Genomic DNA, 21,729 nt, shown 5'->3' on the forward strand with positions numbered 1-21,729 from the left:
AGATGGGCGCTGAGCCACTCGAGATCCACCTCGACGACCAGGACATCAGCCGCAGCCTGCGGCAGGACGTACGCCTCGGGCTGACCGCCACGGAGAAGTGGCTTCCGCCGAAGTGGTTCTACGACTCCCGGGGCAGCGAGCTGTTCGACGAGATCACCCGCCTGCCGGAGTACTACCCGACCCGGGCCGAGCGGGCCGTCCTGGCCGAGCGGGCGGTCCAGATCGCGGAGTTGACCGGCGCGAAGACGCTCATCGAGCTGGGTTCCGGTTCCTCGGAGAAGACCCGCCTGCTGCTGGACGCCTTCACCCAGCGCGGCGGCCTCGGGACGTTCGTGCCGCTGGACGTGTCGGTGAGCGCGCTCGCCGGGTCCGCCGCCGCCCTCGCCGCCGACTACCCGGGGCTGCGGGTACGCGGCATCGTCGGCGACTTCACCCGCCACCTGGACCACCTGCCGACCGGTGGACGGCGGTTGGTCGTCTTCCTGGGTGGCACCATCGGCAACCTGCTGCCCGTGGAACGGGCCGAGTTCGTCGCCGCGATGCGGGCCGCCCTGGAGCCGGGTGACTGGCTGCTGGTCGGCACCGACCTGGTCAAGGACCCGGCGGTGATCGTGCCCGCGTACGACGACACGGCCGGGGTGACGGCCGAGTTCAACCGCAACGTGCTGCGGGTGCTCAACCGGGAACTCGACGCCGACTTCGATCCGGCGGCGTTCGCCCATGTCGCGCTCTGGAATCCGGAACAGGAGTGGATCGAGATGCGGCTGCGGGCGGAGCGGTCCATGCGGGTGCGGGTGCTCGACCTCGATGTGCGCTTCGCCGCCGGTGAGGACCTGCGGACCGAGGTGTCGGCGAAGTTCCGCCCCGAGGGGATCGCGGCTGAGCTGGCCGCCGCGGGTTTTCGTACCGAGCGGTTCTGGACCGACCCGGACGGCCTGTTCGGGGTGACCCTCGCCCGCGCCGAGTGAGCGAAGCGCACCGTCCGCGCGGACCATGTCGCCGCCGGCCCGGCCGCCCCTGTACCGCGGTGCGGCACCGGAGGGTGATCGGCTAGGGTGGGCACAGCGAAGGGGAGTAGCCCATAACGGCGTGGTCGACATACTGGTGCGTTCCGCATCCGGCCACCCGGCCTCGTTTCGGCGACGGCGGGCGAGACCTTCGACCAGGCTGTCGTGGCCGGGTCGAGGGCGTCCCACCCCTTTTCCCGGCCTGATCCGGGAAGGACATCATGGACGGGTTCCTCGCCGCGCTGGTGGTCAGCTTCGGCGTCATCTTCGTCGCCGAGCTGGGAGACAAGTCCCAGCTCATGGCGCTGGCCTTCGCCACCAGGTACCGCACGCTGCCGGTGCTGATCGGCATCACCGTGGCCACCACCCTGGTGCACCTCGCGTCGGTGGCGATCGGCCACGGCCTCGGCGCGACCCTGCCGACCGGCTGGATCTCGCTGCTGGCGGGTCTGGCCTTCCTCGGCTTCGGCGCGTGGACGCTGCGGGGGGACCGGCTCACCGCCGACGACGAGCGTCGTGCCGCCCGCGGCGGCCGGTCGGCCGTGCTCACCGTCGGCGTCGCGTTCTTCCTCGCCGAACTGGGTGACAAGACGATGCTCGCCACCATCACGCTGGCCACCCAGTACGGCTGGTTCGGCACCTGGATCGGCTCGACCATCGGCATGGTCGCGGCCGACGCGTTGGCGATCGTCGCCGGCCGGCTGCTCGGCCGGAAACTACCGGAACGAACCATCAGGTACGGCGCCGCCACGCTCTTCGCCCTCAGCGGTGTCTGGCTGATCGTCGACGCGGTGACCCAGCTGCGCTGAGCGCCGTCGACACCCGGCCCGCGACCGCGCTGACCGGGGCTCCACCCGTGCGCCCGCCGGGCGTCGACTACCCGGATGCAGGCCGGGTAAGGCGCCGGGGTGGACGTCGAGGTCATCCTCCAACGAGGTCACCAGCTGCTGGTGACCGGGGTCGAGCTGGTCGGCGCGTTCGTCATCGTCGTCGGTGCGGCCATGGCCGCGCTGCGATTCGTGGTCGAGGGGCTGCGCCACCGCGACGCCGCGGTGTTCACCCGGATCCGACTGTCCCTGGGGCGCTTCCTGACCCTCGGCCTGGAGTTCCAGCTGGCGGCGGACATCCTGCGTACCGCGCTGTCGCCGACCTTCGCGCAGATCGGCCAACTGGCCGCCATCGCCGCCATCCGGACGGTGTTGAACTACGTGCTGGGCCGGGAGATCGAACACGAGCAGCGGCAGGTCGACGACCGATGAGGATGCTGCTGTCCGCGCTCATCACGGCCTTCGGCGTGCTCGGCGCGACCGTGGCGCTGCTGACCACGCGCTCCCGCGCGACGGCCCTGGGGGTGCTGCTCGACATGCTGCTCGCCGCCGGCCTGCTGCGGCTGACCGGCGCGCAGTCCTGGACGGAGATCGCCGTGCTGGTGGCGATCGTGGCGCTGCGCCTGCTGGTGCGTACCGCGCTGAGCGCGGACTTCCGCCGACGGGCGCGAGACGGGCAACGCCCGGCCGAACGGGTCGACCGGGCGTTGCCCGGGTGAGTACGCGGGCGCGGTGGTCAGCCGGCCGGCTTCTGGTAGACGTCCGGCACGCCGTCCTGGTCCTCGTCGGCCTGCTCCTTGAGGGCGATGGCCCGGTACACCTTATTGCGCCGCCGTAGCACGACGGTGGCCAGCAAGGCCGAGATCAACGAGCCGGCCAGCACCGCCGCCTTGACGTTGTCGCCCTCGGCGCCGTCGGAGCCGAAGGCCAGTTCGCCGATGAGCAGCGACACGGTGAAGCCGATACCGGCCAGGAACGACACCCCGAGCAGGTCCGACCAGCTGATGTCCTCGTCCAGGCTGGCCCGGGTGAACCGGGCCAGCAGGAAGGTGGAGCCGAGGATGCCGACGCACTTGCCGACGACGAGGCCGAGCACGATGCCGAGGACGATCGGGTCGGTGACCACCGCGCCGAGGTCCGCGCCGCGCAGCGAGACGCCGGCGGCGAAGAACGCGAAGACCGGCACCGCGAAGCCGGCCGAGACCGGTCGCCACACGTGCTCCAGGTGCTCGGCGAGACCCGGCATCGGGCGACGTGCGTCGCCGCCCTTGCCGGCGAGCACGGGTACGGTGAAGCCCAGCAGTACGCCGGCCACCGTGGCGTGCACGCCGGAGGAGTGCACCAGGGTCCAGGCCACCACGGCGAGCGGGATGAGCGCCCACCACCAGGTGCGCCGACGCTGCACCAGCAGGCCGAACACCGCGATCGGCACCAGCGCGCCGAGCAGCGGGAGCACGCTGAAGTCGTCGGTGTAGAACACCGCGATGATGGTGATGGCCAGCAGGTCGTCGACCACGGCCAGGGTGAGCAGGAAAGCCCGCAGTCCCTGCGGGAGGTAGGCCCCGATCACGGCCAGCACCGCCAGCGCGAACGCGATGTCGGTGGCGGTGGGGATCGCCCAACCGCGCAGTCCGTCGCCACCGCCGGCGACGTTGACGGCCACGAAGATCAGTGCCGGCACGACCATTCCGCCGACCGCCGCCACCACCGGCAGCGCGGCCCGGCGCGGATCGCGCAATTCACCGGCGACGAACTCGCGCTTGAGTTCCAACCCGACCACGAAGAAGAAGATGGCCAGCAGGCCGTCGGCGGCCCAGGTGGCGAGGTCGAGGTCGAGGTGCAGCGCGGCACCGCCGGACCAGGGCACCCACCGGCCCAGCTCCGCGTAGGCGTCACCCCATGGTGAGTTCGCCCAGACCAACGCGATCACGGCACCGAAGAGGAGCAGGGCCCCACCGACGGTCTCGGTACGCAGCACGTCGGCCAGGAAGCGCGCCTCCGGCCAGGAGGTACGGGAGAACAGGCGGCTCACGCCGCGGCGCTCAGGGGGCGGGTTCTGGTCGGTCATACGTGAGGTCCACCTCGTCCGTCGGAGGGCAGCACGGCACCATCGCCGACCAGGCTTCCCGGCACACCCGTGCAAGACCCTATCCAGTGCCGACGGCCGTCGCGAGCGGAGCCGACGCGACTCTTCCCACAGGAGAGAGCCGAGCCGCCCGGGGCGCTCGGCGACGACATCGCATTTTTTCCGGATCGGAGCGATTCCGACGGACCGCTGGTCCGGTTGGTCACTGCGGACGAGATCGGCTATTCAGAAAATACCTAACTCCGGACATAAGCCGCATGAGCCGCTTTAATGGTTTCACGAGATTGAGTCGACCTTGGGGGTTTTCGTGAAGTTCTTTGGCGTTACCGGCCCGGTACGGAGGCCCGCCTGATGGACCTGTACCGCCAACTACGCCTGGTGCGCCGGCACTGGTGGATCGTCCTGGTCACCCTCATGGTGGCGCTGGGCGTGACCGCGCTGGTCACCGTGCGGGCCCAGCCTCGTTACGTCGCTTCGGTCACCTTCTTCGTCACCACGCCGAGCCAGGGCGTCACCGACGCCTACCAGGGCGGGCTCTTCCTCCAGCAGCGGGTGAAGTCGTACGCGGAGCTGCTGACCAGTGACCGGTTGGCGCAGGCCGCGGTCTCCGACAGCCAGCTCGGCTTGACCGCCGAGGAGATCCAGCGTCGGGTCAGCACCTCCACCGAGACCGGTACCGTGCTGCTGCGGGCGTCGGTGACCGACACCGACCAGGCCCGGGCGTTGCGGGTGACCGAGGCGCTCTCGGCGACGTTCGTCGAACTCGTGCAGAAGGTCGAGACGCGACCGGACGGCAGCCCCGGGCCGATCAAGATCGAAGTGGTGAGTGGACCGCGGGTGACCCCCACGCCGGTGTCGCCGCAGCCGGTGCGCAACACCGCGATCGGCGCCCTGCTCGGCCTGCTGGCCGGCATCGGCCTGGCGCTCCTGCGGGGCATGGCCGACGTCCGGCTGCGCGACGCGGCCGGTCTGCAGCGGGTGACCGGCAGTCCGCTGCTCGGTGAGATCCCGATCGACACCAGCGCGCGGTCGGCCCCCCTGATCGTCGGCGAGGCCGCCACCTCGGCGCGCGCCGAGGCCGTCCGCAAGCTGCGCACGAACCTGCGCTTCGTCGACGTGCACGAGCCGGCCCGGGTCATCGCCGTCACCAGTGCCCTGCAGGGCGAGGGCAAGACCACGCTGTCGTGCAACCTGGCGATCGCCCTGGCCGAGGCGGGTTGGCGGGTCCTGCTCGTCGACGCCGACCTGCGCCGGCCCAAGGTCGGCGACTACCTGGGCATCGACCGGGGCGTGGGGCTCACCGACGTGCTCGTCGGCGACGTGCAGGTGGGCGACGTGGTCCAGCGCTGGGGCGACAAGTCGCTGCTCGTGCTGCCCAGCGGCTCCGCGCCACCCAACCCGAGCGAACTGCTCGGCTCCAAGGCGATGTCGGACCTGCTGCTCGCCCTTCGGGAGTCCGCCGACATCGTCATCATCGACACCGCGCCGCTGCTCGCGGTCACCGACGGTGTGGTGGTCGCGGTGCAGGCCGACGGCGCGCTGCTGGTCACCCAGCAGGGGCGTACCTCGCGGGCCCAGGTCGCCGCGGCCGCCCGGGCCCTGCACTCGGTGTCGGTGCGGCTGCTCGGCTGCGTGCTGAACATGGCCCGGGTGCCCAAGGCCGAGGCGTACCAGTACGAGGCGTACCGGGTGGTGGCCGCCGCGAGCGGTGGTCAGTCGGTGCCGACCGACCGGAGCAGGGCCGGCCGGCATGCCGAGCGGACCCGCGCCGGCGAGGTGAGCGACCACACGCAGGAACTCACCCGGCTGTCCCGATGAGCGTCGCCAGTGGCCGCAGCGCCCGGTCGATCTCCTCCGCGCAGCGTCGGAAATCCTCCGGGGTACCGCCCACCGGGTCCCGTAGGTCGTCGGCGTCCCCGGGGGCGGGCTGCAACCGCCCCCGGGCCAGGGCCGCGGCAGCCACCGCGGCCCGGACCGGATCGTCCTGCTCGCTCCCCGCCGGCTCGGCCGCCGCGGCGAGCCGGCCGAACTGGCGCAGCGTGAACGTCCGGTGCAGCGCGGCCGGTGCCAGCGCGGTGCAGATCGAGCGCTGGCGCCGGGTGGCGGTCAGCACCAGCACCGCCCCGGTGAGGTGTTCCGGCAGCAGCCGCCGGCTGCGGAACGACGTCGGGTCGTCACCGGTCTCGGCGGCGATCGTCGCCGCGTACGGATGCATGGCCAGTCCCTCGACGGCGTCGGTGCCGGCGCTGGCCACCGTCACCGGTTGCCCGGCGAGCAGGCGACGCGCGGCGTACTCGGCCATCGGTGACCGGCACAGGTTGGCGTGGCAGACGAACAGCACCCCGCTGAGCATGTGGAACCCCCTGGACGACGCGGTCGCGGGCGGTGGCACCGCGACGACGGGCGGTCGCCGGCGGCGTCCACCCGATGAGGGGATGCCGAGATCGTACGCAGTCGTCGCGTCCCCGGTCCCGGGCGGCGCGCCGAACCGGAACGCGGAGACGGGGGTGTCCCGGTGCGAATCGGGATCGTGACGTACCACTTCCCACCGGAGCCGGCGTTCATCCCCGGCAGCCTCGCCGAGGAACTGGCCGCGCGGGGACACGAGGTACGGGTGCTGACCGGGTTCCCCGACTATCCGGGCGGGCACGTCTACCCGGGTTGGCGGCAGCGCTGGCACCACGAGACCCGCAGCCGGGGGCTGACCGTGCGGCGGGTGCCCCGGTACAGCACCGGCGACGCCACCGTACGGGGCCGGATGGCCTCCTGGCTCACCTTCGCCGGCAGCGCGGCGCTCGTCGGCCGGCGCTTCCTGGCCGGCGTGGACGTGCTGTACGTGCATCAGCCGCCGGCCGCCGCGTTCGCCTCGGCGGCCCTGCTCCGCCTGCTCGGCCCGGTGCCGCTGGTGCTGCACGTGCCGGACGTCTGGGCCGAACAGCTCCCCGATTCCGTCGACGACGGCCGGTGGGCGGCTCGGGTCCGGGCGGCCACGCTCCGGACCTACCGGGCCGCCAGCCGGGTCGCGGTGACCTCTCCCTCGCTGCGGGACGCGGTGCTGACGGACGGGATCGACCAGGCGCGGGTCCGGGTGGTGCTCAACTGGACCGACGAGCGGATCTTCCGTCCGGTGCCGGCCAGCCCGGCCGCCCGACGGCTGGTCCGCCGGGACGAGCGGTGCGTCGTGATGCACGCCGGCACCATCGGTGCGCGGCAGGGGCTGGACACGGCGGTACGGGCGGCGGCCGCGCTGGGCGACACCGTGGACCTGGTCCTGGTGGGCTCGGGTGCCGAGGAGCGGCGGGTGCGCGGCCTCGCCGCCGAGCTGCGAGCCGACAACGTCCGGTTCGTGGACCGGCGTTCCCCGTTGGACATGCCGGAGCTGTACGCCGCCGCCGACTACCAGCTGGTGATGATGCGTGATCTGCCGGAGTTGCGCGGCAGCGTGCCGGACAAGCTCCAGGCGTCGCTGTCGTGCGGTGCGCCGGTGGTCGCCTCGGCCGGCGGCGACACCGCGGCCCTCGTCGAACGGGCCCGGGCGGGGCTGTCCTGCCCGCCGGAGGACTGGGCCAGCCTGGCGGACCGGTTCTGGCTGGCGGCGCAGATCCCCGCACCGGCGCGGGTCGAGATGGGGCGGCGTGGTCGGGATGCGTACCTGCGGGAGATGTCGCTGCCGTCGGGCGTGGACCGGATCGAGGAACTGCTGCGCGAGGCGGCGGCCGGCGACACGAGACGCGACACGGAAGCCGAGCGGATCTCCCGTAACGCCTGATTCCGTCATTAACGCACCCGAATCGCCGTTAGGTGCTAGGAACAATGTGGTCTTCTGTCCGTTTCGGAAAGAGGTATGACGTGACGCAGAGCGAGAGCCCTCGACGGCGGCGTAGTCGGTCCCGCCGTCGTCGGCGCGCCCGACTGCGTCGTGTCCTGCTGACCACGTTGGTGGTCGGCTCGTTGCTGCTGGGCCTCGCCGGCTGGGTCGGCTTCCGGGGTTGGCAGGCCCGCGCCCACCTGGTCAACGCCGCCGGTCTGGCCGGTGAGCTGAGCGCCCATCTGGTCGGTGGCGACACCGCCCGCGCCCAGCGCACCCTCGCCGCCCTGCAGGAGCAGTCCGGGGCGGCGCGGCGGGCCACCGGGGATCCCGGCTGGTGGCTCGGCCGGCAGGCCCCGGTCGCCGGGGCGAACCTCGCCGCGGTCCGGCAGATCGCCGTCGCCATCGACGACCTGGCGCGCCAGGCCTTCCCGGCGCTGCTCCGCGTCGATCTCGGCGGGCTGGTGCCTCAGGAGGGTCGGCTGGACCTGACCGGCCTGCGGGCCGTCACCGACGATCTGGTCGCGGTGCACGCCGAGGTGCAGCGGACCCGCACGGAGCTGGCCGAGGTCTCCGACGACCGGCTGGTCGGGCAGGTCCGGCGCGCCCTGGCGGAGCTGCGTGGCGAGATCGACCGGTTGGCCGCGATGACCTCGGCGGCGGACCGGGCGAGCCGCCTGTTGCCGCCGTTGCTCGGCGTGGACGGGCCGCGACGCTACCTGCTGGTGTCGCAGAACTCCGCGGAGTTGCGCGCGACCGGCGGCATGTTCGGCGCGTACGCGGTGATCGAGGCGGACAAGGGCCGGGTCAAGATGGGTGCCCAGGGCAGCAGTTCGAGCCTCGGTCGGTTTCCCGCGCCCCTGAAGATCCCGGCGGAGGTGCGCGCCCTCTGGGGTGAGCTGCCCGGCATCTACCCGGCGGACGTCAACCTCAGTCCGCACTTTCCGACCGCCGCCGCGCTGTACCGGGAGATGTACCGGCGGCACAGCGGGGAGAAGGTGGACGGCGTCCTCGCGGTCGACCCGGTGGTGCTGTCGTACCTGCTCAAGGCCACCGGGCCGGTGCGGGTGCCGGGCGGGGTGGCGTTGAGCGCGGAGAACGCGGTCCGGACCCTGCTCAGCGACACCTACCAGCGGATGAGTCCGGGGGAACAGGACGGCTTCTTCGCGGGGGCGGCAGCCACGGTGTTCGACACGCTTTTCGCCCGGAACATCCACCCGAATGGGTTGTTGTCCGCATTCGACCGCTCTATACAGGAACGTCGGATACTGTTCTGGAGTGCCCGACCGGAGGAACAGCGGACGCTCGGCGACAGCCGGATGGCCGGGGCGCTTCCGGAACAGGACACCGTGCCGACTGTCGGCGTGTTCCTCAACGACGGCAGCGGCGCGAAGCTCGGCTACTACCTCCGGCAGACCGCCGACCTCAGGGTCGGCGACTGCCACGCCGACGGCCGCCGTGAGTTGAGCCTCCGGGTGACGCTCCGGTCCACCGCACCGGCCTCGGGGCTCAGCGAGTCGGTTCTCGGCCTCGGTCGGGCCGGGGACCCGTACACCGTCCGCACCCTGGTGTCGGTGTACGGCCCCACCGGCGGGGCGGTGCTCGACACCCGACTCGACGGTGCCGAGACCTCCGTGGGCAACGGCACCGAACGGCGGCGGCAGGTCGCCACCGTGAACGTCGAGATCGGACCGGGCGGGACCCGCACGTTGGAGGTTTCGCTGCTGACCGGGAAGACGGACAGCGGTACGGCCGAGCTGTGGCTGACCCCGACCGCCACCCCATGGACCACCCATGTTGTTACCGCACCAAGCTGTTCTCAGTAGGAGGGAACGAACCATGCGGCTTTCCCGCATCATCATGGCGCTCACGGTCGGTCTGGCCGTGGTGGCCGTGCCGACCGCGGCGGGGGCGGCACAGCCGCAGCCGACGCCATCTGTCGACGGTACGCCCCAGCCACCGCCGTATCCGCCGGTGCTCGCGTCGCTGACGGTGAACCGACCCACCATCTTCATCGGTGAGACGGTCATCCTCACCGGCCGCAACTTCGGGCCGAACGAGACGGTGGACATCGTCGTCTCGGTGTCGCCGCTGGCCGCACCGGCCGCCGGTACGGCACGGCGCAGCGACGGCAGCACCGTCGCCATGGCACCGGTGGCCTTCCAGGCCAGCGCGCCGTTGAGCTTCACCGCCCGGACCAACTCCGATGGGGTCTTCACCCGGCGGTACACGCCCTCGGTGACCGGCCTGCTCACCTTCACCGCGACTGGCCGGGAGTCCGGGCGGACCGCCTCGACCCAGCTGCGGGTGCTGCCGAAGAAGAAGCCGCACCTGCCGGTCACCGGCAGCAGCCTGGACACGCCGATGAAGGTCGGCGGCGGGCTCGTCGCCGCCGGTGCCGTCCTGCTGCTCGGCACGCTGGCCTGGCGGCGGCGCAACCGCTTCGGTGCGGGTGGCGCGAGCTGACCCACCATTCCGGGCAGGGCCCGGAGACCAAGGTACCGGTGCCCGCCGCTCCCTCCGACGGGCACCGGTACCGTTGCGCCCAACCCCAGGCGGGTGCCGGCACCGCCTCGGCGACCCGGCCGAACCCGTCGGTGTCCGCCTCGGCCGGGCCTCGGTGGCGCCGCGCGCCCTCGGACACGGTCCGTCACCACCGTCCGGTCCACTGCGACTCGTTGCCAGCTCAGGCCCGGGTTCGACGCCCGGCAGACTGATCCGTCCCGCCTCCTGGCGCGTACCCCTCGGTAGGGGACCGTGGAAGGGGAGGCCGATGGCCGGATCGGTGCGGAACGGACAGGATCGAACACCAGCCGGGCCGATCCCGGCGTCGCAGGCCGAGGTGTCACCGGCGACGCCCGCCGACGTCAGAGCGGCACCACCGGATCGGCCGGTCTGGTCGCCGGCTGCCCGGCTGCTGGTCGCCGCCGTGGTACTGGTGCTGGGGCTGGGAGCGGTCGCGGTCGTGGCGATCCTCTCCGACCCGCACCGGCTCGGCCTGGTCTTCTCCGGCGGAACGGACCCGGTGGCCGGCGCGACCGCCGCGCCGGACGACGCCAGCGGACTGGGCGGTGCCGCCCGGGCCGCGCGAGAAAGCCCCGAGCAGGTGTGGACCGCACCGCTGCACGACCGACGGCGGGCCAGCTTCGAGCTGGTCGACGGGCTGGACCGCGTCGACCTGCGGGTCACCGAGTTGGGGGAGGAGCTGTACCGCGTGGTCAGCCCCGCCGGGTCCGGCGCGCGGGCACGTCCGGAACTGGTGGGCGATCGGTTGGCACTGCGGATGGAGCGGGTCGGCGAACAGCCGGGCACGGTCGAGGTGCTGCTGAGCGCCCGGGTGTCCTGGCACCTGCGGCTCACCGGCGGGGCCGCCGAGCGACGGGTGGACCTGAGCGCCGCCCGGCTGTCCGGACTGGAGCTGGTGGGCGGCGCGACCCGGACCGACCTTCGGCTGCCCGGCGTCGACGGCCCGCTCGTGGTGCGGGTCACCGGTGGGGTCAACCAGCTCGACGTCACGGTCACCGACGGCGTGCCGGTACGCGTCCGGGCCGGCTCCGGCGCCGGAACCGTCGAGGTGTACGGCGAGCGCCGCGACGGCGTCGCCCCGGGTACGGTGCTCGGCTCAGCGGGCTGGGACCGGGCCGCCGGACGGATCTTCCTGGACCTGGTGGCCGGTGCCAACGTGGTGACCGTACGCGGCGGCTGAGGCCTCCCCGGGCGTCGGCTCGCCGACGAGCGGGGCGGGCGACCGGTGCGGGCGTAGAGTCGAACCGTGGAGCGTGCCGAAGCGATGCCAGCAGAGACCCGGCCACCCGGTGTGGCGACGGTCGACCCCGGCAGCGTGCTGCTGCCCGGCCACGACGTGCCGCTGGGGCGCTACACCACGGTGCGCCGGCTGCTGCCGCAGCGCACCCGACGGCTGGTCGGTGCCTGGTGCTTCGTCGACCATTTCGGACCCGACGACGTGGCCGAGCGGCCCGGCATGGAGGTGCCGCCGCACCCGCACACCGGCCTGCAGACCGTGACCTGGCTGCTCGACGGCGAGATCCTGCACCGCGACAGTCTCGGCAACCAGCAGCCGATCCGTCCCGGTCAACTGAACGTGATGACCTCGGGTCACGGCATCGCCCACTCCGAGCGCTCGCCGGCGCGGCATCCGCCCCTGATGCACGGTGTGCAGCTGTGGGTGGCGCTGCCGGACGGGGCCCGGGCCGGCGCGCCCGACTTCGCCCACCATGCCGAGCTTCCCCGGTGGCGCGACGGGGACCTCGACGTCACTCTGCTGGTCGGGGAACTGGCCGGGGAACGCTCACCGGCGCGGGTGCACACCCCGCTGCTCGGTGCGCAACTGGAACTGGCCGGGCCGGCACCCGCCGGACTGCCGCTGCGGCGTGACTTCGAGTACGCGCTGCTGGCCCTCGACGGTGCCGGCGAGGTCGACGGCCTGCCGCTGACCCCCGGTGCGCTGCTCTGGCTCGGCTCGGGACGGGACACGCTGAGCCTGCGTGGTGAGCCGGGCAGCCGGTTGATGCTCCTCGGTGGCACACCGTTCGAGGAGCCGCTGGTGATGTGGTGGAACTTCGTCGGCCGGGACCACGACGAGATCGCCGCCGCCCGGGAGGACTGGATGGCCGGCCGGCGGTTCGGGGTCGTCGCCGACGACCCGGACCCGCCGCTGCCCGCACCGGCGCTGCCCACCGTCCGACTCAAGGCCCGGGACCGCTCCGGCGGCTTCCACGGCTAGGTGGTCGCTGGCAGGTCTGTCCCGATCCCACGCCGATGACGGCCAGCAGCGTGTCCAGGGTGTCCAGGACCGCGGTCAGCCGCCAGGAGGAGACGATGTCGAACGCGTGCTGGCCGCCGGGCAGTTCGAGGTGGACCACCGGCTGCGACGACTCGGCCCGCAGCTTCTCCGCCAGGGCGCGCGCCGTGCCGGCGGAGGTGTAGTTGTCCAGGCTTCCGTGCGCGATCAGAAACGGCGGTGCGTCGGAGGCCGGCAGCGCGAACGGGGTCGACGCGACCGCCTCGTCGGCGCCGCGGCCGTAGTAACGGCCGTAGTAGCCGTAGAGGCAGACCGCCGCGGCAGGTCGCTCGTCGGGCTTCGCGCGCAGTGCGTGGAGAGCGGTCAGGTGAGCCCCTGCGGAGCTACCCGCCAGCACGACCGTCGTGGCGTCCGCGCCGTGCTCTCCGGCGTGCGTACGCGCCCAGGCCATCGCGGCCTCGGCGTCGGCGAGGTGCTCCTCGAAACCCGCCCCGGGACGCAGCCGGTACGTCGCACTAACGCACACCCAGCCGCGTGCGGCGAGGTGATGCAGCAGGCCACGAGCCTCCCAGTTCTTGCTGCCCGAGAAGTAGCCGCCACCGTGGAAGTAGACCAGCACCGGGCCACCCGTGGGTCGGTCCCGGCGGCGCAGGACGTCGAGGCGCTGACGCCGGTGGCCGCCGTAGCGCAGGTTGCGCAGGCGCCGCACGGAACGGGGTCGGATCGGAAGCGGGGTGAGGGCGGTCCGCCACCAGCTTCGCCTAGCCGGTGCGCGGTCCATGCCGGCCGCTCGCAGTGCGGCGCCGGCGACGGACCCCGAACGGGCGGCCCGGCGGGTCAACAGGATCAGCATCACCGCGGTCGCCACCGCGCCCGCCAGCAGGACGCCCGACAGCACGTCGGTGCGCAGGTCTCCGCTCCAGATCGCCGCGGCGGTCGAGGCCGCGAGCAGCGCCAGGACCAGGTGCGGCACCTCGTTCACGACCATCCCGCCCAGGAAGGCGGCCCGCGCCAGCAGCCGTGGTCGAGCGGGTGGGACCAACGCGGCGGTGGTGGCCAGGCCGAGCACGAGGACGTGCACCAGGTAGTCGTTCGACACGGGCTCCTCCTCTACAGCTGTGGTGGCCTGCTACTCTACACCTGTAGAGCAGCAGGAGGGGAAGCCCATGGTGACCGAGCGTCGGACCGTGATCGCGGATGCGGCGATCACCACGCTGGCGAGGGCGGGTGGACGTGGACTCACCCACCGGGCCGTGGACCGGCAGGCGGGGCTTCCGATGGGCTCCACCTCCTACTACTTCCGTACCCGGGCGGACCTGCTCCGGGCGGCCGTCGATCGGCTGGCCGAGCTGGACGAGGCGGCCATCGCCCCCGCCGCCGCCGGGACGCTCGCCGCAGACCTCGCGAACGTGGTCGACCAGCTGCTCGGCGCCGACCGGGAGCGGCTCCTCGCCCGCTACGAGCTGGCCCTCGAATCCGTACGACGCCCCGAGCTGCGCGGGTTTCTGGCGGCCGGCACGCACCGGGTGCGCGGTGCCGTCGAGCAGCGACTCCGTGAGCGGGGCGTGACGAGCCCACGGGAGGTGGCTGACGCCGCGCTCGCGCTCATCGACGGACTGCTCCTCGCCGAACTCACCGCGACCGAGGGACAGCAACGCGGCCGCGCCGAGCTGGAACGCGTGCTCGCGAGGCTGGTGGGCACCGAGTGACCCCAGGCCCCGGCCGGACCGCCGGCACCGCCGTCGAGCTGGTCCGCGCCGACGCCCTCGACCGGGTCCGCAGCCTCGAACAGGACGGCAGCGCGCTGGGCAGCTGGCTGGTCGGCGGCGGTACGTTGGCGTACTGACGCGGGACCAGCGCTGAGATCTGGGCCCAGGCAGCCGGGCGTGGTCCGGCGTACTCACCCCGGGCGCGGGTAACAGCCGCCCATGCCCACCACGGTTGCCACGATCGAGGACAGGAAGCGGTTGGCGCGCCGGCTCGCCGGCAGTGGCCGGGGCTTCGCCGAGCAGTACGGCTTCCGGGTCACCAACAACCCGTCCAGCCTGTTCCAGCTGCTCTGCCTGTCGGTGCTGCTGGCCCGACGAGGGGACTTCCGCCGGGCCCTCGACGGTGCGCACGCGCTGCCCGACGCGGGCTGGGACAGCGCGGCCCGGCTGTCCGGTTCATCCCGCTCCGACCGGGTCAGGACGCTGCGCGACAGCGGCCAGCGCGGTGACGTCGAGGCGCTGGCCGACCTGCTGGGCGAGTTGGCCGATGCGGTCGTCGGGCGCTACCGGGGCGACCTGCGGCGGTTGCGGTCGGCGGCGCACCGTGACCCGGTCCGGGAGCGTGCGCTGCTCACCGCCCTGCCGGGGGTCGACGACCGGGTCGCGGACCTGTTCCTGCGCGAGGTGCAGGCACTGTGGGGCGAGGTCGCGCCGGGCGCCGACCGGCGGGCGCTGACCGCGGCCCGACGGCTCGGACTGGGGCGCTCGGCCGAGGATCTCGCCGGGCTGGCCGGGGGCCGCGAGTCGGAGCGGCTCGCCTGGCTGGTCGGCGCGCTTGCCCGGGTCGACCTGGAGGGGCGATACGCCGAGCTGACAGGATGAGGCCCTTTGTCGGCACCCACTGTCCGTTCGGCTGATGGCATGCGATAGGCTGGCCGCAGTAACGCACAGTCACCCGGTTCGGGTGGCTGTCGGCCGCCTGGTGGCCGCGACCCGGTTCGGGCGCACACCGTCGCCAGGGCAGGCGGTTACTCAGGAGCGCCCCCGGCCGCGGTTCGCGGCCGGGGCGTACCCCTGTCTGAGCCGCCCGGCTAGATGCCGCGCAGGTGCTGTGACACCCGCTGGTGCCGCTTGTCGCGCCCCTGGGCACCACGCTGCGCGTCGGTGATCTCGGGCGCCGCGTCGATGCCGGCCGACCGGGCCACCTGGTTGCCGTTGGCGTAGTCCACCGGAGGCAGGGCGCGCAGGGCCCGCAGTACCTCCGGCGGCGCCCCTTCCCGCTCGGCCTCGCGCAGCACCTCGTCCTTCCCGGCGGGGTAGTCCAGGCTGGACAGGTACTGCAGGACGTCGGCGTAGCTCGCCATGGTGTCGACTCCTCCCGGGCCTCGATCCGGCCACGACCGGGCGCGGATACCCGACGCGGGACGGCTCACGCGCCGAGGGCGACGAAAATGCGGCCGCCGTTTCCGTACCGGTCGGGTGGGTAAGCGCCGGCCGGAGGGGGTACGCGATGAACTACGACACCTTCGTGGACCAGGTTGCCCAACGCACCGCCACCTCGTCGTCGCGGGCGGCGGAGCTGATCCGGGCGACGCTGGAAACGCTGGCCGAGCGGCTCACCGGTGGCGAGGTGCTGGACCTGGCCGTCCAGCTGCCGGCCCCGCTGCGGCTGCCGATGCGCCCGACACCGGACATCGAGGCGGCGCAACGGTTCGGTGCCGCCGAGTTCGTCGCCCGGGTGGCCGTGCGTGCCGGGGTGGCCGAGCCGGCCGCCCGGGACGCGGTCCGGGCCGTCTTCACGACACTTCGGGAGGCGGTGACCGGCGGGGAGTTCGACGAACTGGTGGTCCAGCTGCCCCGCGACTACCGCGACATGGTCGAGCCCGCCCTGGCCCCCGGCGCGACGCTGCGTCGTCGTTGAGGCGCCGTCGCGTTCCGGTCGGTGCCGATGTCAGCCGACCGCTCCGCTGGCGCGTAGCTGGGCGACCCGGTTCCGGTCGAAGCCGGCCTCGGCGAGCACCTCGTCGGTGTGCTCACCCGGCCAGGGCGGCGGCCGGCGGATCGCGGTCGGGGTGGCGGAGAACCGGGGCGCCGGCGCCGGCTGGACGACCCCGTCGCGGAGCACGAACGTCCTCCGGGCGGCCAGGTGCGGGTGCTCCGACGCCTCCTGCCAGTCCAGCACCGGCGCGGCGCAGGCGTCGGAGGCGGTGAGCAGCGCCGCCCACTCGTCCCGGGTACGGGTGCGGAACAGGCGCGCCCAGGCGGCCCGCAACGCCGGCCAGTTCGCCGGGTCGGTCCGGTCGATCGGCTCGTCCGGCGGGAGTGGGAAGCCGGTGCGCCGGACCAGTTCGTCGTAGAAGCGTGGCTCCAGTGCGCCGACGGCCAGGTATCGCCCGTCGGCGCACTCGTAGGTGTCGTAGAAGGGCGCACCGCCGTCGAGCAGGTTGACCCCGCGCGGGGTGCGCCACATGCCGAGCTGGTGCAGCGCGTGGATCTGGGTGCTGAGCACCGCGACGCCGTCCACGATGGCCGCGTCCACCACCTGGCCGGTGCCGCCGCCGCGGACCGCGTACAGCGCGGAGACGACACCCAGGGCGAGCATCATGCCGCCGCCGCCGAAGTCGCCGAGCAGGTTCATCGGCGGCACCGGAGGCTCGCCGGCCCGCCCGATGCCGTGCAGCGCGCCGGTCAGCGCCAGGTAGTCGATGTCGTGTCCGGCGTACGGGGCGTTCGGGCCGTCCTGACCCCATCCGGTCATCCGGCCGTAGACGAGTGCCGGGTTGACCGCGTGGCAGTCGGCCGGGCCGACGCCGAGCCGCTCGGTGACCCCGGGCCGGAACCCCTCGACGAGGGCGTCCGCGTCGCCGATCAGGGCCAGCACCACCTCGCGTCCGTCGGCGGACTTCAGGTCGACGCCGATCGAGCGGCGTCCCCGGTTGAGCAGGTCGGGGTGCGGGGTGCCGAAGGCCGAGGCGTCCACCTCGGTGACCCGGTCGACCCGGATCACGTCGGCGCCCAGGTCGGCCAGCATCATGGCGGCGAACGGCCCGGGGCCGATCCCCGCCAGTTCCACCACGCGTACGCCGGCCAGCGGGCCGGTCGCCAGGTCTGCGCTCACCGGGTCACGATAGGCGCCACCGGCGGGCCGCTCGTCGTGAGCGGAGCCACCGACCGCGGCAGCGCCCCGCGTGGCGGGCCGAATTCGGCTGCCCTAACCTTGTCAGCACGAGGGGAGTACTTCCCACGAACCATGCCGGTCAGTACGGCGCGCCCGGAGCGCGCCTCGGGTGGTTGCCCACGAAACGTGGGTGAAGGAGACCTCGAACATGACACGGTGTTCGAGGAGGCGTCATGTCCGATTTGTCTGTGGCGGCCGGTCTGGATTCGGTAGGCACGCCCTCGCTGTGGGCGATCACCATCCTCGGCGTGCTCGCTCTGCTGGTGCTGGACTTCCTGGTGACCCGACGCCCACACGAGGTGTCGCTCAAGGAAGCACTCGGGTGGTCCGCCTTCTACATAGCCCTGCCGCTGGCCTTCGGTGCCTGGGTCTGGCAGCGCTACGGCTCGCAGCGTGGCTTCGAGTACCTCACCGGTTACCTGGTCGAGAAGTCACTGTCGGTCGACAACCTCTTCGTCTTCATGCTGCTGCTGGCCGCCTTCGCGGTGCCGACCGAGCTCGCCCAGCGGGTGCTGCTGTTCGGCATCACCGGAGCGCTGGTGCTGCGCGGCGTCTTCATCGCCCTGGGCGCCGCAGCCCTGCAGACCCTGGACTTCGCCTTCCTGATCTTCGCGTTGATCCTGCTGTTCACCGCCGCCAAGCTGCTCCGCGACGCGTTCACCGGGCACGAGCAGTCGGTGGACATCGGCACCATGCGCTCGGTGCGCCTGCTACGCAAGTTCATGCCGGTGGTCCACGAGTACCACGGCACCAAGATGACCGTGCGGGTCGACGGACGCCGGGCACTCACCCCGCTCGCCCTGGTGGTGGTGGCGGTGCTCGCCACCGACGTGGTCTTCGCCGTCGACTCGGTGCCGGCGGTCTACGGCATCACCGAGGACCCGTACCTCGTCTTCGCCACGAACGCCTTCGCCCTGCTGGGCCTGCGGGCGCTGTACTTCGTGCTGCACGCCGCGCTGAGCCGGCTGGTCCACCTCACCTACGGCCTGGCGATCATCCTGGCCTTCATCGGCGTCAAGCTCGGCCTGCACTGGGCACACGGCATCTGGGACGGCGTCCCGGAGATCCCCACCGTGGTCTCGCTGCTGGTCATCGTCGGCGTGCTGACCGTGGTCACCTTCACCAGCCTGCGGGCCACCCGCAACGTGGTGCCGGGGGCCAAGGAGGTCGTGACCGAGCGGAAGTGAGAGTTCCCGGCCGGTACGCCCGGGCCGGTCGAACCGGCCCGTGGCGGTGTGCGCCGTGGTAGGACTGAGCGGTGGGTATCGTCACACCGGGCTTCCAGGGTCGGCCGCGCGTCGACGCCGCGGATCTGCCACCCGGCCAGTATCTGACGCCTGACTTCCCGGTGCTCTCCGCCGGCCCGACCCCTCGGGTGCCGCGCGAGCAGTGGGAGTTCGTGATCAGCACCGAGACCGGTACGGAGCATCGGTGGAGCTGGGCCGAGATGATGGCGCTGCCGCAGGAGACGCCGACCGTCGACATCCACTGTGTCACCCGGTGGTCAAAGCTCGGCACCACCTGGCGGGGCGTCTCGCTGGACACGCTGCTCGACGGCGTGGACACCGCCGCCGACTACGCCCTGGCCCACTCCTACGGCGGATACACCACGAACCTCCCGCTGGAGGACCTGCGGGACGGGCAGGCCTGGCTCGTGCACAGCTACGACGGCGACGACCTGCCGGCCGAGCACGGCGGGCCGGCGCGGCTGCTGGTGCCACACCTCTACTTCTGGAAGTCGGCCAAGTGGGCGCGCGGCATCCGGCTCACCGTCGAGGACACCCCCGGTTTCTGGGAGACCGCCGGCTACCACGACTACGGCGACCCGTGGCGTGAGCAGCGGTACCAGGGCGATTGACCGGGCGGATGAGCTGGCGGGCGGCCCGGTTGGTGGCGGACCGGGCCGAGACACCGACAGCGAGAACCCTGGTGCTGCAGGTGCCGGGCTGGCCGGCCCACCTGCCCGGCCAGCACGTCGACATCCGGCTCACCGCACCGGACGGATACCAGGCCGCCCGGTCGTACTCGCTCGCCGCGCCCGCCGACGGCGACCGGATCGAGGTGTGTGTCCAGCGGGTGACCGACGGCGAGGTGTCGCCGTTCCTGGTCGACGGCTACCGCGAGGGCGACCCGGTCGAGGTACGCGGCCCGGTCGGCGGCTGGTTCGTGTGGCGGCCACAGCAGACCGAACCGGTGCTGCTGGTCGGCGGCGGGTCGGGCGTGGTGCCGCTGATGGCCATGATCAGGGCGAGGCGGGCGGCCGGAAGCCGGGTCCCGTTCCGGCTGATCTACTCCGTGCGTAGTCCCGACGACGCGTTCTACACCGAGGAGCTGCGCCGCCGGGTACGTGACGACGCCGGTCTCGACGTGGCCCACGTCTACACGCGTCAGGCGCCCGAGGGATGGCGCGGCGAGCCGCACCGGCTCGGTCTGGCCGATGTCAACGACCACGGCTGGCCGCCGGAGCTGGAGCCGCTGGTTTACGTGTGCGGACCCACCGGCTTCGTCGAGGTCGTCTCCGATCTGCTCGTCGGGCTGGGCCACCCGGCGCGGCGGGTACGCACCGAACGTTTCGGCCCGACCGGTTGAGAGGAGGCCGCGGATGACCGCGCTGCCCTACGTGGACGGCAACATGCTCGATGGTCCGTTGGGGGAGGTGTTCGCTGTCGACCTGAGCAGCGCCACCGCCCGGTGCGCCCACTGCGGCACCCCCGGCCCGGTGGCCGGGCTGCGGGTCTACTCGCAGGCGCCCGGCCTGGTGGGCCGCTGCCCGACCTGCGTCGAGGTGATGTTGCGGCTGGTCCGTGCCCCTGACCGTGCCTGGCTCGACCTGCGCGGCGCCACCTTCCTCCAGTTCCCGTTGCCACCGGAACGCACCCGCTAGACCCGGCGACGGGTGGTTGGACGTTTGCCGGCGCGGATCGCGGGAACCGGGCCGGAATGACGAAGCCTCGTGTAGTGATCGTGGGGGCCGGGTTCGCCGGGTACCACGCGGCGAAGACGTTGACCCGGTTGGCCCGCGGTCGAGCCGAGATCGTCCTGTTGAACTCGACCGACTACTTCCTGTACCTGCCGCTGCTGCCCGAGGTGGCGGCGGGGGTGGTGGAGCCGGGCCGGATCGCGGTGCCGCTGTCCGGCACGCTGGACGGCGTGCGGGTGGTCATCGGTGAGGCGGACAGCGTCGACCTGCAGAACCGGTGGGTCGGCTTCACCCAGCCGGAGGGTGACCGCAACCGGCTGGCGTACGACCGGTTGGTGCTGGCCGTCGGCAGCGTGAACAAGCTGCTGCCGATTCCCGGCGTGACCGAGTACGCGCACGGCTTCCGTGGCCTGCCCGAGGCGCTCTACCTGCACGACCACGTGGTCCGGCAGATCGAGCTCGCCGAGCAGGCCGAGGATCCGGCCGAGCAGCAGGCCCGCGCCACGTTCGTGGTGGTGGGTGCCGGATACACCGGTACCGAGGTGGCCGCGCACGGCATCCTGTTCACCGACGAACTGGCCGCTCAGCACCCCCGGCTGAAGATCCGGCCGAGGTGGCTGCTGCTGGACGTCGCCCCCCGCGTGCTGCCGGAACTGGACCGACGGATGTCGGTCACCGCCGACAAGGTGCTGCGACGACGCGGGGTCGACGTGCGGATGGGCACCTCGGTGGCGGTCGCCACCTCCGACGGCGTCAAGCTCACCGACGGCGAGTACGTGCCCACCTGCTCGCTGGTCTGGTGCGTCGGCGTACGCCCCGACCCGTTCGTGGCCGAACTGGGCCTGCGGACCGAGAAGGGGCGGCTGGTCGTCGACGAGTACCTCAACGTCCCCGGATTCCCCGAGGTCTACGCCTGCGGCGACGCCGCCGCGGTGCCCGACCTGACCCGGCCCGGTGAGATCTGCACGATGACCGCCCAGCACGCGCAGCGACAGGGCAAGCTGGCCGCGCACAACATCGCCGCCTCGTACGGGCAGGGACGCCGTCGGCCGTACAAGCACCATGACCTCGGCTGGGTGGTCGACCTGGGCGGCAAGCAGGCCGCCGCGAACCCGTTGAAGGTGCCGCTGTCCGGCCTGCCCGCCAAGGCGGTCACCCGCGGTTACCACCTGCTCGCGATGCCCGGCAACCGGGCCAGGGTGAGCGCGGACTGGTTCCTCGACGCCGCACTGCCGCGCTCGGCGGCGCAACTCGGACTGATCTCCGCCACCGCCGTACCACTGGAGAGCTCGTCGCCCGAGATGCCGGCGCGGGTGCACTGACCACTGGTTCGACCGGCGTGGGGGGGGGGGGGGGGGGGGGGGGGGGGCCGAGCCGGCGCCGGGCGGCGGGGGGGCGGCGCCGGGGGCGGCGGGGCCCCCCCCCCCGCCGG

24 protein-coding genes are annotated in these 21,729 nt (G+C 72.8%); 19 read left to right on the plus strand and 5 right to left on the minus strand.

Annotated elements, in window-relative coordinates; genetic code table 11:
- Window positions 1-2 precede the first annotated feature (2 nt).
- From egtD to V5O40_RS16270, 4 genes are all read left to right on the plus strand, one after another.
- Window positions 3-968, plus strand: coding sequence for an L-histidine N(alpha)-methyltransferase (gene egtD, locus V5O40_RS16255; protein ID WP_332906218.1), 966 nt, complete (start codon window positions 3-5; stop codon window positions 966-968).
- A gap of 260 nt (window positions 969-1,228) precedes the next feature.
- Entirely contained in the window at window positions 1,229-1,816 is a 588-nt protein-coding gene (locus tag V5O40_RS16260; protein ID WP_332906219.1) for a TMEM165/GDT1 family protein, read from the plus strand.
- A gap of 99 nt (window positions 1,817-1,915) precedes the next feature.
- On the plus strand, window positions 1,916-2,266 hold the full coding sequence (locus V5O40_RS16265) for a DUF1622 domain-containing protein (RefSeq protein ID WP_332906220.1): 351 nt from the start codon (window positions 1,916-1,918) through the stop codon (window positions 2,264-2,266).
- Complete coding sequence (locus V5O40_RS16270; protein ID WP_332906221.1) at window positions 2,263-2,553, plus strand: hypothetical protein; 291 nt, start codon at window positions 2,263-2,265, stop codon at window positions 2,551-2,553. Before V5O40_RS16265 ends, V5O40_RS16270 begins: the two co-directional genes overlap by 4 nt.
- Before the next feature lie 17 nt (window positions 2,554-2,570).
- On the opposite strand, the gene nhaA is transcribed toward V5O40_RS16270, so the two are convergent.
- A complete protein-coding gene (gene nhaA / locus V5O40_RS16275; RefSeq protein ID WP_332906222.1) occupies window positions 2,571-3,902 on the minus strand; it encodes a Na+/H+ antiporter NhaA in 1,332 nt (443 codons plus the stop codon).
- A gap of 369 nt (window positions 3,903-4,271) precedes the next feature.
- On the opposite strand from nhaA, the gene V5O40_RS16280 reads away from it, so the two are divergent.
- On the plus strand, window positions 4,272-5,738 hold the full coding sequence (locus V5O40_RS16280) for a polysaccharide biosynthesis tyrosine autokinase (RefSeq protein WP_332906223.1): 1,467 nt from the start codon (window positions 4,272-4,274) through the stop codon (window positions 5,736-5,738).
- Here the strand turns inward: V5O40_RS16280 and V5O40_RS16285 are convergent.
- The gene (locus V5O40_RS16285) at window positions 5,719-6,273 is read right to left on the minus strand and encodes an arsenate reductase/protein-tyrosine-phosphatase family protein (RefSeq protein WP_332906224.1); all 555 of its coding nucleotides are present in this window, start codon (window positions 6,271-6,273) and stop codon (window positions 5,719-5,721) included. The two genes, V5O40_RS16280 and V5O40_RS16285, sit on opposite strands and share 20 nt — an antisense overlap.
- A 162-nt stretch (window positions 6,274-6,435) precedes the next feature.
- On the opposite strand from V5O40_RS16285, the gene V5O40_RS16290 reads away from it, so the two are divergent.
- The 5 genes from V5O40_RS16290 to V5O40_RS16310 all read left to right on the plus strand — a co-directional run bounded on the left by V5O40_RS16290 (window position 6,436) and on the right by V5O40_RS16310 (window position 12,472).
- The gene (locus V5O40_RS16290) at window positions 6,436-7,689 is read left to right on the plus strand and encodes a glycosyltransferase family 4 protein (protein WP_332906225.1); all 1,254 of its coding nucleotides are present in this window, start codon (window positions 6,436-6,438) and stop codon (window positions 7,687-7,689) included.
- 80 nt (window positions 7,690-7,769) lie between these two features.
- Window positions 7,770-9,554, plus strand: a complete 1,785-nt coding sequence (locus V5O40_RS16295) for a DUF4012 domain-containing protein (RefSeq protein ID WP_332906226.1) — start codon at window positions 7,770-7,772, stop codon at window positions 9,552-9,554.
- 13 nt (window positions 9,555-9,567) lie between these two features.
- Window positions 9,568-10,194 carry a hypothetical protein gene (locus V5O40_RS16300; RefSeq protein ID WP_332906227.1) on the plus strand — a complete coding sequence of 209 codons (627 nt, stop codon included), beginning with the start codon at window positions 9,568-9,570 and terminating at the stop codon, window positions 10,192-10,194.
- 307 nt (window positions 10,195-10,501) lie between these two features.
- Window positions 10,502-11,434, plus strand: a complete 933-nt coding sequence (locus V5O40_RS16305; protein ID WP_332906228.1) for a hypothetical protein — start codon at window positions 10,502-10,504, stop codon at window positions 11,432-11,434.
- Window positions 11,435-11,518: 84 nt separating this feature from the next.
- Window positions 11,519-12,472: a pirin family protein gene (locus V5O40_RS16310; protein ID WP_408631892.1), complete on the plus strand. Its 954-nt coding sequence runs from the start codon at window positions 11,519-11,521 to the stop codon at window positions 12,470-12,472.
- On the opposite strand, the gene V5O40_RS16315 is transcribed toward V5O40_RS16310, so the two are convergent.
- Window positions 12,435-13,589, minus strand: coding sequence for an alpha/beta hydrolase (locus V5O40_RS16315; protein WP_332906230.1), 1,155 nt, complete (start codon window positions 13,587-13,589; stop codon window positions 12,435-12,437). The genes V5O40_RS16310 and V5O40_RS16315 overlap by 38 nt on opposite strands.
- 70 nt (window positions 13,590-13,659) lie before the next feature.
- Between V5O40_RS16315 and V5O40_RS16320 the strand changes: the two genes are divergently transcribed.
- From V5O40_RS16320 to V5O40_RS16330, 3 genes are all read left to right on the plus strand, one after another.
- Window positions 13,660-14,199 carry a TetR/AcrR family transcriptional regulator gene (locus V5O40_RS16320; RefSeq protein ID WP_332906231.1) on the plus strand — a complete coding sequence of 180 codons (540 nt, stop codon included), beginning with the start codon at window positions 13,660-13,662 and terminating at the stop codon, window positions 14,197-14,199.
- Window positions 14,196-14,336, plus strand: coding sequence for a hypothetical protein (locus tag V5O40_RS16325; RefSeq protein WP_332906232.1), 141 nt, complete (start codon window positions 14,196-14,198; stop codon window positions 14,334-14,336). The genes V5O40_RS16320 and V5O40_RS16325 overlap by 4 nt, the downstream gene beginning before the upstream one ends.
- Window positions 14,337-14,418: 82 nt before the next feature.
- On the plus strand, window positions 14,419-15,081 hold the full coding sequence (locus V5O40_RS16330; RefSeq protein WP_332906233.1) for a hypothetical protein: 663 nt from the start codon (window positions 14,419-14,421) through the stop codon (window positions 15,079-15,081).
- Between the two features lie 209 nt (window positions 15,082-15,290).
- Here the strand turns inward: V5O40_RS16330 and V5O40_RS16335 are convergent, their stop codons facing one another.
- Window positions 15,291-15,563: a DUF2795 domain-containing protein gene (locus V5O40_RS16335; protein WP_164447302.1), complete on the minus strand. Its 273-nt coding sequence runs from the start codon at window positions 15,561-15,563 to the stop codon at window positions 15,291-15,293.
- 146 nt (window positions 15,564-15,709) lie between these two features.
- Here V5O40_RS16335 and V5O40_RS16340 point away from each other — a divergent pair, with 146 nt between their 5' ends.
- Window positions 15,710-16,120: a DUF2267 domain-containing protein gene (locus tag V5O40_RS16340; protein WP_332906234.1), complete on the plus strand. Its 411-nt coding sequence runs from the start codon at window positions 15,710-15,712 to the stop codon at window positions 16,118-16,120.
- Window positions 16,121-16,150: 30 nt separating this feature from the next.
- Here V5O40_RS16340 and V5O40_RS16345 read toward each other — a convergent pair whose 3' ends face one another.
- Entirely contained in the window at window positions 16,151-17,317 is a 1,167-nt protein-coding gene (locus V5O40_RS16345; protein WP_332906235.1) for a CaiB/BaiF CoA transferase family protein, read from the minus strand.
- A gap of 233 nt (window positions 17,318-17,550) precedes the next feature.
- Here V5O40_RS16345 and V5O40_RS16350 point away from each other — a divergent pair, with 233 nt between their 5' ends.
- The 5 genes from V5O40_RS16350 to V5O40_RS16370 all read left to right on the plus strand — a co-directional run bounded on the left by V5O40_RS16350 (window position 17,551) and on the right by V5O40_RS16370 (window position 21,619).
- Window positions 17,551-18,564, plus strand: coding sequence for a TerC/Alx family metal homeostasis membrane protein (locus tag V5O40_RS16350; protein ID WP_332906236.1), 1,014 nt, complete (start codon window positions 17,551-17,553; stop codon window positions 18,562-18,564).
- Between the two features lie 71 nt (window positions 18,565-18,635).
- Entirely contained in the window at window positions 18,636-19,235 is a 600-nt protein-coding gene (locus V5O40_RS16355) for a sulfite oxidase-like oxidoreductase (protein WP_332906237.1), read from the plus strand.
- An 8-nt stretch (window positions 19,236-19,243) separates the two neighbouring features.
- The gene (locus tag V5O40_RS16360; protein WP_332906238.1) at window positions 19,244-19,966 is read left to right on the plus strand and encodes a ferredoxin reductase; all 723 of its coding nucleotides are present in this window, start codon (window positions 19,244-19,246) and stop codon (window positions 19,964-19,966) included.
- Window positions 19,967-19,979: 13 nt separating this feature from the next.
- Entirely contained in the window at window positions 19,980-20,261 is a 282-nt protein-coding gene (locus V5O40_RS16365; RefSeq protein WP_332906239.1) for a DUF6510 family protein, read from the plus strand.
- A gap of 56 nt (window positions 20,262-20,317) precedes the next feature.
- On the plus strand, window positions 20,318-21,619 hold the full coding sequence (locus V5O40_RS16370) for an NAD(P)/FAD-dependent oxidoreductase (protein ID WP_164447295.1): 1,302 nt from the start codon (window positions 20,318-20,320) through the stop codon (window positions 21,617-21,619).
- Window positions 21,620-21,729: the final 110 nt, after the last annotated feature.

The sequence above is a fragment of the Micromonospora palythoicola genome (assembly GCF_036689795.1).
Lineage (GTDB): Bacteria > Actinomycetota > Actinomycetes > Mycobacteriales > Micromonosporaceae > Micromonospora > Micromonospora palythoicola.

What these genes read in the sequence shown, in the direction of transcription:
- V5O40_RS16330 (WP_332906233.1), top strand. Translation starts at nt 14,419, where the DNA reads ATGCCCACCACGGTTGCCACGATCGAGGACAGGAAGCGGTTGGCGCGC.
- V5O40_RS16340 (WP_332906234.1), top strand. Translation starts at nt 15,710, where the DNA reads ATGAACTACGACACCTTCGTGGACCAGGTTGCCCAACGCACCGCCACC.
- nhaA (WP_332906222.1), bottom strand. Translation starts at nt 3,902, where the DNA reads ATGACCGACCAGAACCCGCCCCCTGAGCGCCGCGGCGTGAGCCGCCTG.
- V5O40_RS16310 (WP_408631892.1), top strand. Translation starts at nt 11,519, where the DNA reads ATGCCAGCAGAGACCCGGCCACCCGGTGTGGCGACGGTCGACCCCGGC.
- V5O40_RS16335 (WP_164447302.1), bottom strand. Translation starts at nt 15,563, where the DNA reads ATGGCGAGCTACGCCGACGTCCTGCAGTACCTGTCCAGCCTGGACTAC.
- V5O40_RS16305 (WP_332906228.1), top strand. Translation starts at nt 10,502, where the DNA reads ATGGCCGGATCGGTGCGGAACGGACAGGATCGAACACCAGCCGGGCCG.
- V5O40_RS16285 (WP_332906224.1), bottom strand. Translation starts at nt 6,273, where the DNA reads ATGCTCAGCGGGGTGCTGTTCGTCTGCCACGCCAACCTGTGCCGGTCA.
- egtD (WP_332906218.1), top strand. Translation starts at nt 3, where the DNA reads ATGGGCGCTGAGCCACTCGAGATCCACCTCGACGACCAGGACATCAGC.
- V5O40_RS16280 (WP_332906223.1), top strand. Translation starts at nt 4,272, where the DNA reads ATGGACCTGTACCGCCAACTACGCCTGGTGCGCCGGCACTGGTGGATC.
- V5O40_RS16300 (WP_332906227.1), top strand. Translation starts at nt 9,568, where the DNA reads ATGCGGCTTTCCCGCATCATCATGGCGCTCACGGTCGGTCTGGCCGTG.
- V5O40_RS16260 (WP_332906219.1), top strand. Translation starts at nt 1,229, where the DNA reads ATGGACGGGTTCCTCGCCGCGCTGGTGGTCAGCTTCGGCGTCATCTTC.
- V5O40_RS16360 (WP_332906238.1), top strand. Translation starts at nt 19,244, where the DNA reads ATGAGCTGGCGGGCGGCCCGGTTGGTGGCGGACCGGGCCGAGACACCG.
- V5O40_RS16365 (WP_332906239.1), top strand. Translation starts at nt 19,980, where the DNA reads ATGACCGCGCTGCCCTACGTGGACGGCAACATGCTCGATGGTCCGTTG.
- V5O40_RS16370 (WP_164447295.1), top strand. Translation starts at nt 20,318, where the DNA reads ATGACGAAGCCTCGTGTAGTGATCGTGGGGGCCGGGTTCGCCGGGTAC.
- V5O40_RS16350 (WP_332906236.1), top strand. Translation starts at nt 17,551, where the DNA reads ATGTCCGATTTGTCTGTGGCGGCCGGTCTGGATTCGGTAGGCACGCCC.
- V5O40_RS16270 (WP_332906221.1), top strand. Translation starts at nt 2,263, where the DNA reads ATGAGGATGCTGCTGTCCGCGCTCATCACGGCCTTCGGCGTGCTCGGC.